Origin of the sequence: Paenibacillus tengchongensis (genome assembly GCF_008973665.1) — a bacterium.
In the GTDB taxonomy this organism is placed as follows: domain Bacteria; phylum Bacillota; class Bacilli; order Paenibacillales; family Paenibacillaceae; genus Paenibacillus_AQ; species Paenibacillus_AQ tengchongensis.
On record NZ_WACP01000001.1, the window covers coordinates 619,673 to 632,116 of the forward strand.

At 57.6% G+C, this 12,444-nt stretch carries 11 protein-coding genes and 1 pseudogene; 4 read left to right on the top strand and 8 right to left on the bottom strand.

Annotated features, from left to right (window positions below; genetic code table 11):
• Positions 1-57 precede the first annotated feature (57 nt).
• From F1381_RS02525 to mutT, 7 genes are all read right to left on the bottom strand, one after another.
• The gene (locus F1381_RS02525; protein ID WP_151733242.1) at positions 58-1,362 is read right to left on the bottom strand and encodes a putative bifunctional diguanylate cyclase/phosphodiesterase; all 1,305 of its coding nucleotides are present in this window, start codon (positions 1,360-1,362) and stop codon (positions 58-60) included.
• Positions 1,363-1,598: 236 nt separating this feature from the next.
• Entirely contained in the window at positions 1,599-2,516 is a 918-nt protein-coding gene (gene hprK, locus F1381_RS02530) for an HPr(Ser) kinase/phosphatase (RefSeq protein WP_151733243.1), read from the bottom strand.
• A 51-nt stretch (positions 2,517-2,567) separates the two neighbouring features.
• Complete coding sequence (locus F1381_RS02535) at positions 2,568-4,340, bottom strand: ABC transporter ATP-binding protein (protein WP_151733244.1); 1,773 nt, start codon at positions 4,338-4,340, stop codon at positions 2,568-2,570.
• Positions 4,341-4,826: 486 nt separating this feature from the next.
• Positions 4,827-5,753 (bottom strand): ADP-ribosylglycohydrolase family protein, encoded by a 927-nt coding sequence (locus F1381_RS02540; protein WP_151733245.1) that lies wholly within the window; start codon positions 5,751-5,753, stop codon positions 4,827-4,829.
• Between the two features lie 89 nt (positions 5,754-5,842).
• A complete protein-coding gene (locus F1381_RS02545) occupies positions 5,843-6,844 on the bottom strand; it encodes a Gfo/Idh/MocA family protein (protein WP_151733246.1) in 1,002 nt (333 codons plus the stop codon).
• A 652-nt stretch (positions 6,845-7,496) separates the two neighbouring features.
• Positions 7,497-7,820 carry a nucleoside triphosphate pyrophosphohydrolase gene (locus tag F1381_RS02550; RefSeq protein WP_151733323.1) on the bottom strand — a complete coding sequence of 108 codons (324 nt, stop codon included), beginning with the start codon at positions 7,818-7,820 and terminating at the stop codon, positions 7,497-7,499.
• Positions 7,821-7,871: 51 nt separating this feature from the next.
• Positions 7,872-8,261, bottom strand: coding sequence for an 8-oxo-dGTP diphosphatase MutT (gene mutT / locus F1381_RS02555; RefSeq protein ID WP_151733247.1), 390 nt, complete (start codon positions 8,259-8,261; stop codon positions 7,872-7,874).
• 124 nt (positions 8,262-8,385) lie between these two features.
• Here mutT and F1381_RS02560 point away from each other — a divergent pair.
• Positions 8,386-8,546, top strand: a pseudogene (locus F1381_RS02560) (VOC family protein); the annotation flags it as partial.
• Between the two features lie 230 nt (positions 8,547-8,776).
• Here F1381_RS02560 and F1381_RS02565 read toward each other — a convergent pair.
• Positions 8,777-9,505, bottom strand: coding sequence for a YceI family protein (locus F1381_RS02565; protein ID WP_151733248.1), 729 nt, complete (start codon positions 9,503-9,505; stop codon positions 8,777-8,779).
• Positions 9,506-9,704: 199 nt separating this feature from the next.
• On the opposite strand from F1381_RS02565, the gene F1381_RS02570 reads away from it, so the two are divergent.
• From F1381_RS02570 to F1381_RS02580, 3 genes are all read left to right on the top strand, one after another.
• Entirely contained in the window at positions 9,705-10,385 is a 681-nt protein-coding gene (locus F1381_RS02570) for a response regulator transcription factor (protein WP_151733249.1), read from the top strand.
• A complete protein-coding gene (locus tag F1381_RS02575) occupies positions 10,373-11,788 on the top strand; it encodes a sensor histidine kinase (RefSeq protein ID WP_151733250.1) in 1,416 nt (471 codons plus the stop codon). Before F1381_RS02570 ends, F1381_RS02575 begins: the two co-directional genes overlap by 13 nt.
• A gap of 135 nt (positions 11,789-11,923) precedes the next feature.
• Positions 11,924-12,409: a hypothetical protein gene (locus F1381_RS02580; RefSeq protein WP_151733251.1), complete on the top strand. Its 486-nt coding sequence runs from the start codon at positions 11,924-11,926 to the stop codon at positions 12,407-12,409.
• Positions 12,410-12,444 lie beyond the last annotated feature (35 nt).

A 12,444-nucleotide genomic window follows, 5' to 3' on the forward strand; every position in this document is an offset into this window, starting at 1 on the left:
CGCGGCGGATACCCGCATAATTAGATGCGTTTTCATAGACAATTCGCGGATACGGGCTTACGCCTGGGTAAACGGCATATACTCAAGTTCGAAGGCTTCACTGTCTATCGGCCTGGAGAACAGGAAGCCCTGGCCGGTATCGCATTCCAGCTCCCGCAGCAGCTTCAGCTGGTCGGGCGTCTCGATGCCCTCCCCTACAATCTCCAGCCCGAACCGTCGGCCGAGCGAGATGATGGCGGGAATAATCTTCTGCTGCTGCTCCAGACTGCGGTTCAGGAAGCTGCGGTCAATCTTCAGGCAATCCGCCGGAAAAGCTTCCAGATACCGGACGGAGGTATACCCTCTGCCGAAGTCATCAATGGAGATGCTCACGCCATAGTCTTTTACAGCTTCCAGCAGCGGCACCGCCTCCGTCATATTGCGCACCATGACGCTTTCCGTAATCTCCAGCTCCAGAAAGCGCCCGTCCAGCCCATGCTCCTGGAGCGCCGCAGATACCTCTTCCACCAGCTCCGGCTGCAATTGATGCGCCGATACATTCACGGACATCCGGAATGGCTTCAGCATCCGGACGCTCCAGTCCCGGGCTTGGCGGCAGGCCTCGCCGAGTACCCAGCGGCCAAGATGGCCGATCATCCCGCTTTCTTCGGCAAGCGAAATGAAGTGGCCGGGCATAATGCGGCCCAAGCGGGGATGGTCCCAGCGAAGCAAAGCCTCCATGCCCTTCAGTTCACCGCTTTCCAGGTCGATGCGCGGCTGATAGTGCAGCACAAGTTCATGGTGTTCAAGCGCCCGCTGCAAATCCCCTTTCCCCAAAGGCTGCTCCTCCTGAACGCCGCTGTCTTCGGTGTATAGGCGTATAGGCTCTGTGCTCCCGTGAGGAATCTCGTTCATCGCCTGCTCCGCCTGGGCCAGGACCGTCCCCCATGGAGTTCCCGAAGCTCTGGCTATGGCCGCTCCTGCACAGAACCTCAGGTTGTATACCTCGTCAGCATACACATATTCTCCAGCGAGTGCAGCACATATGACACTGGCAATTCTGTAAACTAGGCGGGGATCTGTTTCCCGGCTCATTACAATGATTCGGTTGCCGTCAGCATTGTAGGTACAACCGGTGCTGTTCAGCAGAGCGTCTACACGGCCGACCGCCAGAGTCATTAAAGCTTTTCCGGTGCGTCTACCCTTGGTACGGATAATCTCCGGGAGCTGCTCGGGGGCAAAGCATGTCACGGAAACAACAACCGGGTTTCCTTCACACGCATCCGGTGCATCAGACAAGTTTAAAGGACCGGAAGCGTCCTGGACAGAGTGGCGGACATCATTCATAACCTTCAGGGGAGCAGGCTTATGGGGTTCAATCATACGAGCACCTCCGTTATTCTCTTTTACAAGGTTTCAGCAGGGAAGGCAGCTATCAGGGATGATCCTTGGATCGCATTCTTACCGGTAAGTTGAGTGGATAAATGTAACATGTATTAAACTTTTCCAGATCAAAATATTCCTTAAATTCAAAATATCAAAAAACAAAAAAGAAAGGAAGCGGCTTACCTCCGTTTCCTTTCCAGTCAAACTTATATATGCATACCGGGTCCCGCTTTTCAGCCCTGCATCCCGTTCTCGATCCGCTGCATGAACTCTTCCACAGCGCTGTAGCCAAGCTGTTTCAAATACCAGTTGTTGGCTGCCGCTTCGATCAGGCCGGCGACATCGCGTCCCGGCTGCAGCTGGATTTCCAGATGCGGAATCTGCACGCCGAGATATTCCGTGAACTGCGGCACGACCTCCAGCTCATTGTTCAGCGCGTTCTCCCGCCATGGTGCAAGCTCTATATCCAGCACAATCCGCGTCTCATCCTGAAAAGCCCGCCGTCCGTACTGGCGGACGACATTAATCAGGCCGACACTGCGCAGCGCCAGGAATTCGCGCGTCGTTTCGTTATGCGAGCCCAGCAGCGTCGCCGGTCCCAGCTTCTTCAGCACCACAATATCGTCCGCCACGAAGCGGTGGCCTCTGCGGATGAGGGTGTGGGCGGTTTCGCTTTTGCCGATGCCGGATTTGCCTCTGAGCAGGATGCCGATGCCCGACACATTGACGCACACCCCATGGATCGACAGCTCCGGGGCCAGCGCCTTCACCAGATAACTGTCGAGCTTCGCGATGAACTCGGTGGTCGTATCCGTCGTACGCAGCAGCGGAATGCCCTCCTGATCGCAAAACAGCTTCAGATAAGGAATCTCCTGCTGCCCCGAGGTCACAATGAAGCAAGGCGGATGGTACTTCACGATATTCCCGATATGCAGCTTGCGTTCTTCTACGCTGAGCGTCAGTAAGTAAGTAATTTCCTTGCGGCCGAGCACCTGAACCCTTTCCATCGGAAAAAAGTCAAAGTACCCGACAAACTCCAGCCCCGGACGGTGTGTCCGTGGGCGGGTAATTTCGCGGTCCATGCGGGATGCTCCCGCGAGTACCTCCAGATGAAACGTATCCGTTAGTTTTTGCACGGTGATCGATTTCATGTCCTTCTCCTCCTGCGGCTTGGCGCCGGGCTGCATTCCATGCTTGAATGATTAGTTGGAGACCATTGTATCATTTTCCGGCGTCCGGTTGTATCTTTCGGATTCGGGTGCAGCAGCAGCCGCTTCGGCAGTCCTGCCGTCATTCCATAGCTTACGAAAGGGCGCCGAGCCCCGCAGCAGGGAAGCGAAATCTCCCTGTCCCACAAGAGCGCCGTGCTCCAGCATCAGGATCTGATCGGCCTCCTGAATGAAATTCAGCCGGTGCGCGACAATGAGCACGGTCTTCTCCCTGAATTCATGCAGAACGGTCTCCATGATCCGCTTCTCCGTAATGTTGTCGAGCGCCGAGACCGGCTCATCCAGAATGATCAGGCTGCGCTGCTGCACGATGGCGCGGGCAATGGCCAGCCGCTGCCGTTCGCCGCCGGATAACTTGAGCCCCCGTTCTCCGACCTCCGTGCCCAGACGTTCCGGCAGCGCCAGCACTTTTTGTTTCAGGGATACCTTGTCCAGCACCTCATACAGCTCCTCATCCGAAAGCCGCTGATCAAAATCGATGTTCCCCCGGATCGTGGTATCGAAGACCGGACTGTCCTGGGACAGATAAGAGAGATGGTCATAGTAGCTGTCCAGGCTCAATTCGTCCAGCTCGCGGCCATCCAACAGGATGGAGCCGCCGCCTTTTTTGAGCAGACCCGCCAGCAGCTTCGCCACCGTCGACTTCCCGCTCCCGCTGGGGCCTACCAGCGCAACCGTCGTCCCGCCCGCAATGGAGACTGACAGCTCCCGCAGAATACTGTTATTGCCATAAGCGAAGGATACGTCCTTCAGCTCGATATCGCCCCGCAGCTCCTGTACCGCCAATCCGGTATACAGATTCCGGTCCTCCGGCGCCTGGATGAACTCCGCAAAGCGCTCATACGCCACCCGGTTCAGTTTATAGTTCACGAAGAGTACATTGAAGATGGCGATCGGGGTATAGACTTTATCAATGAACATGATCAGGGCGACCAGTACCCCGGGAGATGTGCCGCCGGCCACTATACTCCGCACACCATAGAGGAGAACGCCCACCTTGATCACTGTTATAAACACCTCGAATATGGCAAAAAAAGACTCATGAATCATCTGCAGCCGGGCGCTTTGCTTGACAAGATGCTGCGCCGAAGCATTGATTGCTGCGATCTCCCGGTTATACCGCTTGTTCAGCCGGAACACCACCAGCTCCATAAAACCGCGCACCGAATACCGGGACACCGCCTCCTGCTCTGCCAGAATGGACGACTTCATCCGGTAGAGCACCTTCAGCAGCCTGCCCGCGATCACGAAGACCACGGCGTAGCCGGCCGCAATCACCAGCATAATCCGCATGTCGTAGAAACCGAGGAAGATAAGGCTGAACAGAATGGTCGGCAGCAGCTCATGCAGCGTCTGCAGCACAAAAGAATTCAGCATTCCTCCGCCCGCCGCCGCTCCGTTCTCGATGACCTTGATCATCTGGCCCGTGCCAATATTCTGATAGGCCTGATAGTCCATACGCGAAATCTTTGCCAGCGCCAGCACCTTCAGCCGCTCCGGAATCCCGTTCGCCAGCAGGGCGCTCGGATACTCATCCACATAATTCAGCAGCGCCGCAGCGCCGCGCAGTAAGCCGTACACTACAATCAGGGCCGTCAATGTCTTCAGCGGGCTTCCGGCCACGGCGGTATCCAGTATTTCCTGTAGCTTTACAATTTCCAGGGCGCCCAAAGCCTGGATGATAAATCCCAGCGCAATATGCAGCAAGATCCAGCCTTTGAATTGAACCATACACTGTTTGATCATACACTTCTGCTCCAATCTCCAAATGGGTATAGAAAAGCCGGGCCTTCCGCCTGCGCAAGCCTCAAGCTTGAGCAGACCGGTGTCCCGGCTTCGTCAGGATGACAATCCGGCACCGTTCCGAGTGTCTTAAGGATCTGGTCCAAAGGGCAGACTGCCCCCTTGGCGGCTGGTACGCGTCTTCCCCAGCCCGATCCCTAATTCCTCGGAACCATGCGGTATCTCATCACTTCACCTCATTTGCAAGATTTAACCAGATTGTAGCATAGGCATGCACGCGATGACAATTGCTGAGCCGGACGACAGTCGTCCAAATACCAGACAATTGTTTACACTGGTGCTGACAATCATTCAATCGAGATGACAATTGTTCTTGCCGGCAATGATAATCGTCTTTTGGCCGATTGACTAGCCCGTTCTGCGGCTGATTGACCCCCATACTGGCCGGGTAGTTCATCAGCCGCTTGTTTCCTTCGCGCAGGGTGCTGCTTACCGCTGCACCCGTTCGGTGTACAGCCTGCCGGCGTATTCCTCAATCAGCCCGCCCAGGGCAAGCTTCTCCCGCCATCCGGCAGGAATGCCGGAGCGGCCGTAATAGGCGCCGGCAATCTGGCCGTACACGGCGCCGGTGGTGTCGGCGTCGTTGCCGAGATTGACGGCCAGCAGCGCGCCTTCGGCGAAGCTTGCCGACCGGTCGAACGCCCACAGCGCCGCTTCCAGCGATTCCACCACATAACCGGTGCCCTGAATCTGCGGAGGTTCCTTGAGTTTATACGAGCCCTGCGCGATGCTGAGAATATGGGGCGTCAGCTTGTCCTCCGGCAGCCATTCACGGAAGGCCTGCGGAGCAAGCATTTCTTCCTTGCTCCAGCCGTGCAATCCGGCGAGAATGTACGCCGCCAGCAGCCGGCAGGCGGCCAGGCATTCGCTGGCGGCATGGGTCGTGCGGGAGCTGCGGGCGGCGTATTCCACGGCAGCCGGCGGATCAGCCGCGTAATACATGACGACCGGCGCCAGGCGCATGATCGAGCCGTTCCCGGCAGCGAGCGGATCATCCGAGCCGCTGTAGGGCTCGCCGTCCGCCGCAAAACGCAGCAGCGCCGCACGGGTGGCATTGCCGATGTCGAAGCACTCGCCGGTGCTGCTTAAATGCCCGTGGCGGAACCACCTGAGATAGCGCGACATCTGGTCGGCGGGGTCAAAGCCCTGCTGCTCCAGCAGGCTCTCAGCCAGACACAGCGCCATCGACGTATCGTCCGTCCACTGCCCGGGCTGCAGGCCGAAGACGCCGCCGCCAATCATCTCCCCGATCGGCGCAAACGTGCCGGGCGCCTTGAACTCGGCGGTAGTCCCCAGTGCATCGCCCGCCGCCAGCCCCAGCAAGCAGCCGGCGTACCGTTCCTTGTCCAGTCCCATCCTCATTCCTCCTTCTGTGCTTCAAATATCACCTGCCGAAGGCAGAACACTGTGAATTCATACAGGCAAGCCGGTTTAGCTAATACGGCTCATTCTTCCCCCGGATACTTCAGTCCCCATTGCCCGCGGACCTGGTCGAGCAGCTGCATAATCGCCAGCGATTCATCAAGCGGCATGACCGGGCTTTCCGTCAGGCCCGCTTCCAGGCAGCGGCCCACTTCCTCGGCTTCGAACGAATAGCCGATGGACTCCCGGCTGTCCTCGAAGACCTCCGCCAGCTCACCGCCTACGTACAGCTCGGCTGACTTCGGATTGACGAGCGTCCCTTTGACGATGATATGGCCTTCGGTGCCAAACACATGCGCTTCCTCCAGCAGGTTCAGCCGCACGCCGCCGCTGAGGGCTGCCGCTTTGCCGCCGCCGTAGGAGAGCAGCAGCGAGAAATGCTCGTCCACTCCGGTCTCCCCGATATGGACGGTGCTGGCCACGCTTTCCGGATGCGGCCCGAACACCATGGAGGCGAAGGATACCGGATAGATGCCGACATCCAGCAGCGCCCCGCCGCCCAGCGCCGGATTCAGCAGACGGCCTTCCGGGTTCCAGTCCGCCTTGAAGCCGAGGTCGGCCTGCACCAGCCGGACCTCGCCGATCCGCCCGGATGCGATCCATTCGCGCACCTTCACGTTGGCCGGAATGTAGCGGCTCCACATCGCTTCCATCAGGAACAGCTTACGCTCGCGGGCGTAAGCGACCACTTCCTCCAGCTCGCCGCTGTTGACCGTGAACGGCTTTTCGCACAGCACGGCTTTGCCGGCGCGCAGCGCCAGCAGCGCGTTCTCCTTGTGGAACGGATGCGGCGTTCCGATATATACAGCGTCCACCTCCGGATCATTCACCAGCTCCTCGTAAGTGGCATAGGCGACCGGAATGCCGTGGTTCTTGGCAAATTCATCGGCGCTCTCCTGATTACGCGAGCCTACCGCATAAGCAACTCCATTGCTGGCATGGGCCAGATCCGTAGCAAACTGATGGGCGATCCACCCGGTACTGAGTATTCCCCATTTTACCTTGTAAGCGTTGTCTTGAGTCATTTAAGAACATCCTCTCCCGCGTAGCTGTATTCGTTCATTTGATTCTATCAAACTGTTATTGAAGTGTCCAAGACTTGGACCGTTATTTGCTTAAGAAACGATAGTGGTTGGACGTGGAACGTTGGATTGATTGGGAACAGCGGATTGAAGAGCTGTGAAGTGCTGCTGTGGATTAAATCGAGCATGGCTGAAGCAACGCGATCAAGAAGTCATTAACAGGATTGAGCGCCGGCTATACAGTTGGAAAATCGCCACTTAATTCATCAATACGGAGGATAATCGTAAAGCCAGTTGGATTATCGCCACTTAATGCGGGGGTATATAGTTGCTTCTGCTGATATTACTCCAATTAAGCAGCGATAATCGAATTAGATTGCTCAGATCCGCGAAAACGGCAAAATTAGTGTGCGAAAATCAAACTATATATGTTGGACTGTAAAATTAACTTGAGCCTCAGATCGCAACTGCGGGGGATGTTTGGACTTCCGGCCGCGGTCGCCAGCGCTTCTCCAGTTCCAAGCTTCGCCTTCGCACTCCCATCTCTTTTGTTCAACTTATATAGCACCGTGACAGGCCGCCATTTGCTCCATAATCGGGAACTGCAGTGTCTTCCATCAAGTCCTACCATCAAGCAGCTAGTCCCCGGTTGTTGCTACTCTTCTATCCCCAGCAGCATAATCCGCTTCGCGAATCCGCCGCGTTCCCCGGCCTTGCGGGCCCGGATCGCTTCGAGTCTGGCCGGGTCGGCCCCGTGGACTCCTGCCAGCACATGGATGACCTCCAGCAGGTCGGCCAATTCCTCCAGCGCCTCGTCTGAAGTATCCGCTGCCAGATATTCCTCCGCCTCCTCGCGTAATTTGGTGCGCAGTGCCGTTATGTACTCTTCCGTCTCCAAGATTCTTGTAGTGCAGGTGCGGCCTTGGACGGCAATCAGTGCCGGAATCTCATCCCGCACCAGCTTCGGGTAGGTTGGCAATTCGCTCAATCCCTTCATTAATATAATAATGATCACGCATATAATTGCGCCTCACACGCGGTCGCTTCTGATCCGCTCCACAAAAGGCACATCCGCCGGTGTGAACCCATACTCTCCCAGTTCGTCCGGCAACGCCCAACAGTATTCGTCATGGTCAGTCAGCATAATCTCTCCTCCGGTATACGCCGCCTCCCAGGCAATAAGCCGGATTTGCACATTTCCGTAATCATGCTCATTCACTCCGAAATACCGCACGGGTGTTACGGCAATATGCATCTCTTCCAGCAGCTCGCGGCGCAGACACTGCGCTGCATCCTCTCCGGCTTCCAGCTTGCCCCCCGGGAACTCCCATGCCCCCGCATGGGCCTTGCCGGCCCTGCGCCGCGCAATCAGAATCCGCCCCTCTTCATTACGGATAATCGCCGCCGCCACTTCGATCATGCGCTGTCCTCCCTTCTTCCAAGCAGGTTCTATTCTTTGATATTATAATGCACAGTGATTAATTGATACATGAACAAGATAGACCTATGCCAGAAGAAAGGAGGACGTCCAGACCTATCTGGACCGCATCAGGGCACTGGGTCTGGAGCTGAAGCCCCGCGGCTGCGGATTGGCGGTGAGGGGATTCCGCTTTATTTTTACGACTATGATAATAATCTGTTCGAGCTGCACACCGGGACGCTTGAGGAACGGCTGGCTTCCTATAAAGAAGCGGATCGCGGGTAGAAGCGTTTGTCGGGCAAAATTAATTCTCCCTGCCTATATTCACATTAAAACTGGCCGTAACACTCTTGTAGCGGTTATTGTTCGGAATCGCATTAATCTCAACCTGCATAAAAGTACCATGACAATTGACGTGCTTATGTTCATAAAAAAAGCCCTGCTCAGAACGGCTGCTGATGCCTCCATTCCTAAGCAGGGCTTATGGTCTTCACTGATTCGCATGGCCTGTCCGCTTATTTATCCAGCGCAAGCTCCAGGCGGACTTCAAATTCATTCTCCGTGTCCAGCACCACGTTATGCGGATTCGTCAAGCCGAAATCGTCAAATGTAACGGTGGTTGTGCCTGACAGCAGCAGTTGCCCTCCGCTGTAGACCACCTGGGAATCAAAGGTCACTTCCTTCTCGATGCCCCGCACGGTAAGAATACCCTGCAGTTGCACCGGTACCACTGTACCCTCTGTCCATTCCGCCGGCAGTTCGGAGAACGAGGTCGCCGTAAACGTGGATTGCGGGAATTCCGCTACCGACAGGTAGTCCGCATCCTTGACATGCTCATCCCGCTGCGCATTGCCGGAATCGAGCGCGCTCATTTCCACTACGCCTTCTCCTGTCATTGCCGCAGGGTCCTCAAGATTCACATTCCAGCTACCCGACACTTCCTCATTAACGAAGTTGACGGTTTCCTGCGAGGTCGTTACCGACCAGTATACCTTCGATGCCTCGGCGATACTCCAGGCTCCGTTCAACTGCTCGGCGGTAACGGCCGCTCCTGCAGCTTCGGCGCCGCCCGCAGCGGCTGTTTCTGTGTTGCCTGCGTTGTTGCCTGCGTTTTGGCTCTGAGCCGGAATCACGGACTCGATCTCGACGTTGTTCCCCAAGCTGTTGTTCAGCAGCAGAAAAGCTGCAACAGCGCCTGCGACCACCACTCCCGCGCCCGCTAAGGCCCATGTTTTCTTCTTCATCCTTAATCCCTCCATAGCTTATTGGTTTTGTGCCGTATTCTTGCTTGGTTCCCATTGTAGCAGCGCAATATGTCGGGAATAAGTCAAAGCAACGCCCACCGCAATGTGGTAAAATTGTCGTAATTTTAATTAATTGTGCTGCCGCATTCCGGAGACCGCACGGCCGCCGGACTTATCCAAGGGAGGCTTACTATAAGTTGTGAAGACCATTCTGATTGTTGAAGATGAAGAAGCCATCGCCCGGGTGCTCAGCGCATATTTGCGAAAGGCCGGCTTCGCCGTCACCCGCGCCGCCGACGGCCCCGGGGCGCTGGAGAGCTTCGATGCCTCGCCGCCTTCGCTGGTGCTGCTTGATGTGATGCTGCCGGGCCTGGACGGGTTTGCGCTGCTGGAGCAGATCCGGAGCAAAAGCAGCTGCCCCGTCATCATGCTGACCGCCCGGGACGGTATCAAGGACCGGCTGGCCGGTCTGAACGGAGGCGCCGATGATTACATCGCCAAGCCGTTTGTTCCCGAGGAGGTGCTGGCCCGCGTCAATGCTGTGCTGCGCCGTCCTTCCCAGTGGACGGACGGCGGCCGCAGGCGCCATTTCGGCAGCCTGTTCGTGGACTGGGAGGCGCACAGTGTCTTTCTCAATGGCGCAGAGGTCAGCCTTAGCCCGCGCGATCTGTCGGTGCTGCTGTTCCTCGCCGAGCGCCCGAACCAGATCTGTACGCGCGAGCAGCTGCTGGAATATGTATGGGAAATGGACTATGAGGGCAGCGACCGCGCGGTCGATTTGTCCATCAAGCGGCTGCGCCAGGCCTTGTCGCACTGGCCTGCCACGGAAGGGGAGATCCGCACCTTGCGGGGAACTGGGTATCAGCTATGGGTAAACTAACGAAAGCAACTAAAAAAAGAACCTCCATCCTCTCCTACTGGACGATCCGCTATCTGCTCATTATCAGCAGCGGGCTGCTGCTGATTGCCTTGGTCACCTTCTGGTGGATTCAGCGGGAGGCGATGAACAACCGCATGCAGACCACTGCCCTGCTGGCGCAGGAAATCGCGGACCGTAGCATCGGCGCGGACGGTACGATGAAGATCAGTCCCGGCCTGGCGAACCTGGTCGAGGATCGCAAACGATTCTTCAAGGTATCCATGGAGATGTGCGTCATTATTACCGGCCAGAACGGGGAGCTGCTGTTCTCGGAGCCGCAGCTGACCGAGGAAGAAATGCGGCACAAGCTGAATGACAGCCTGACCGATGCGCGCAGCCCGCAGTTCAAGGCGGCAGTGGCCAGGGTTACGGCAGACAGTGGCGACACGCTGGGCCAGGTCGCCGTGCTGCAGTCGAAGCGTTCATTGCAGCATATCCCGCAGGAGGAGATCATTTTCTTCTCCACGCTGCTGGTGTTCCTGATTATTCTGAGCTGGCTGACCATCTATCTGCTGTCCATCAAGCTGGCCCGGCCTGTCCAGGAGGTAGCCGCCGCTGCTGCGCAGATCAGTGACGGGGAGTACGATATCAAGCTGAAGCCGGACGCCCAGGAACGCGAAATTTATGAGCTACAGCTCTCTTTCCGCGAGATGGCCGGCAAGCTGCGGCAGTTCGAACAGTCGCGTGCAGTCATGCTCGCCGGGGTCTCCCATGAGCTGAAGACACCGGTCACCTCAATCAAGGGGCTGGTCCATGCCGTCCGTGAGGGTGTGGTCGAGGAAGAGGAAGCCGCAGAATTCCTCGATATCGCCCTGCTGGAGGCGGACCGGCTGCAGCGCATGGTTGCCGATCTGCTGGATTACAACGCGCTGACCGCCGGCATTGTGGCGATCCGCCATGACCGGCTGGAGGCTGCGCCGCTGCTGACGGAGGTCGTCTACCAGTGGAAGCTGACCCAGACGGGCGATATGGCCGAGCCGGAGCTGCTCTTCCCGGCGAAGCTGCTGATGTTGCGGGGCGACCCCCTGCGCATCCAGCAGATTCTCGTCAACCTGCTCGGCAACAGCATGCAGGCGAAGGCACCGGACCGCCCGTTGCAGCTTACGGTGCGGCTTCGCGATACCGGCGACGGCAGTGCGGAGATCTCCGTCACCGATAACGGCATGGGCATTGATCCAGCCAGCCGGGAGCAGATCTTCGAAGCCTTCTTCCGCGGCTGCGACAAGCAGACCGCCCTGCGCGGGCTTGGGCTCGGCCTGACGTTCAGCCGCCTGCTGGCCGAGGCGATGGGCGGCAGCCTGGAGCTTGGCGAGAGCGCGGAACCGGGCTGCACCTTCGTGCTGAGGCTGCCGCTGGCCGCGTGAGGCCCGGCAACCAGCCGGGAGAGCCGGAAGAGCCGGGAAGCCCGCAAGCAGCGCTGAACGCCTGATGGTGCCGCCCTTCCTCCCCGTGGTATAATGGGATACTTGAACGAAACAACCGTAAACCGGAGGCGCGATATGCTGACTTTTGAACAGAAACTGGCTGTACTGGATTCCTACCCCGAGCTTGAGCGGAAGAACGTGTCGCTTGGCCGGGTGAACTACCACTTTGAAGAAAGCCGTCACGACAAAAAGACCGTCGCCTACCACCTGCACCCGAACGGCAACGGCTTTGTCTATGCAGGGCTGCTGGACGGGTATCCCCTGGATGACAAAGGACTGGTCAATATCCGCGATTATTCCGAAGGCGACCTGCGCGCCCTGCTGGATGCCACCATCTCCGCACTGGCCGCCTATGAGCCCGCCGCTCCCGCTCCAAGCCGGAAGAAGCGCAAAGCGCAGGACAGCCGCTGGACCGATGCAGAGGGAAATGTCCTGGAGCTGAAACGCGAAGAGGACATGTGGTACCTCTACGCCGGCCTGAACCTGGATATGGCCTTCGAGACGCTGCAGGAAGCGGAGGAATACCTGGCGGAGGAAGGCTTCACCCGCGCTGAGCCATAATTCAGGCTGCGCCGCAGCTGAACAGGCGCATCAAA

Bases quoted from the DNA above. Each gene is read 5' to 3' on its own strand.
- F1381_RS02575 (WP_151733250.1), top strand. From the start codon at position 10,373: ATGGGTAAACTAACGAAAGCAACTAAAAAAAGAACCTCCATCCTCTCC.
- F1381_RS02545 (WP_151733246.1), bottom strand. From the start codon at position 6,844: ATGACTCAAGACAACGCTTACAAGGTAAAATGGGGAATACTCAGTACC.
- F1381_RS02540 (WP_151733245.1), bottom strand. From the start codon at position 5,753: ATGGGACTGGACAAGGAACGGTACGCCGGCTGCTTGCTGGGGCTGGCG.
- mutT (WP_151733247.1), bottom strand. From the start codon at position 8,261: ATGATCGAAGTGGCGGCGGCGATTATCCGTAATGAAGAGGGGCGGATT.
- F1381_RS02525 (WP_151733242.1), bottom strand. From the start codon at position 1,362: ATGATTGAACCCCATAAGCCTGCTCCCCTGAAGGTTATGAATGATGTC.
- hprK (WP_151733243.1), bottom strand. From the start codon at position 2,516: ATGAAATCGATCACCGTGCAAAAACTAACGGATACGTTTCATCTGGAG.
- F1381_RS02580 (WP_151733251.1), top strand. From the start codon at position 11,924: ATGCTGACTTTTGAACAGAAACTGGCTGTACTGGATTCCTACCCCGAG.
- F1381_RS02535 (WP_151733244.1), bottom strand. From the start codon at position 4,340: ATGATCAAACAGTGTATGGTTCAATTCAAAGGCTGGATCTTGCTGCAT.
- F1381_RS02565 (WP_151733248.1), bottom strand. From the start codon at position 9,505: ATGAAGAAGAAAACATGGGCCTTAGCGGGCGCGGGAGTGGTGGTCGCA.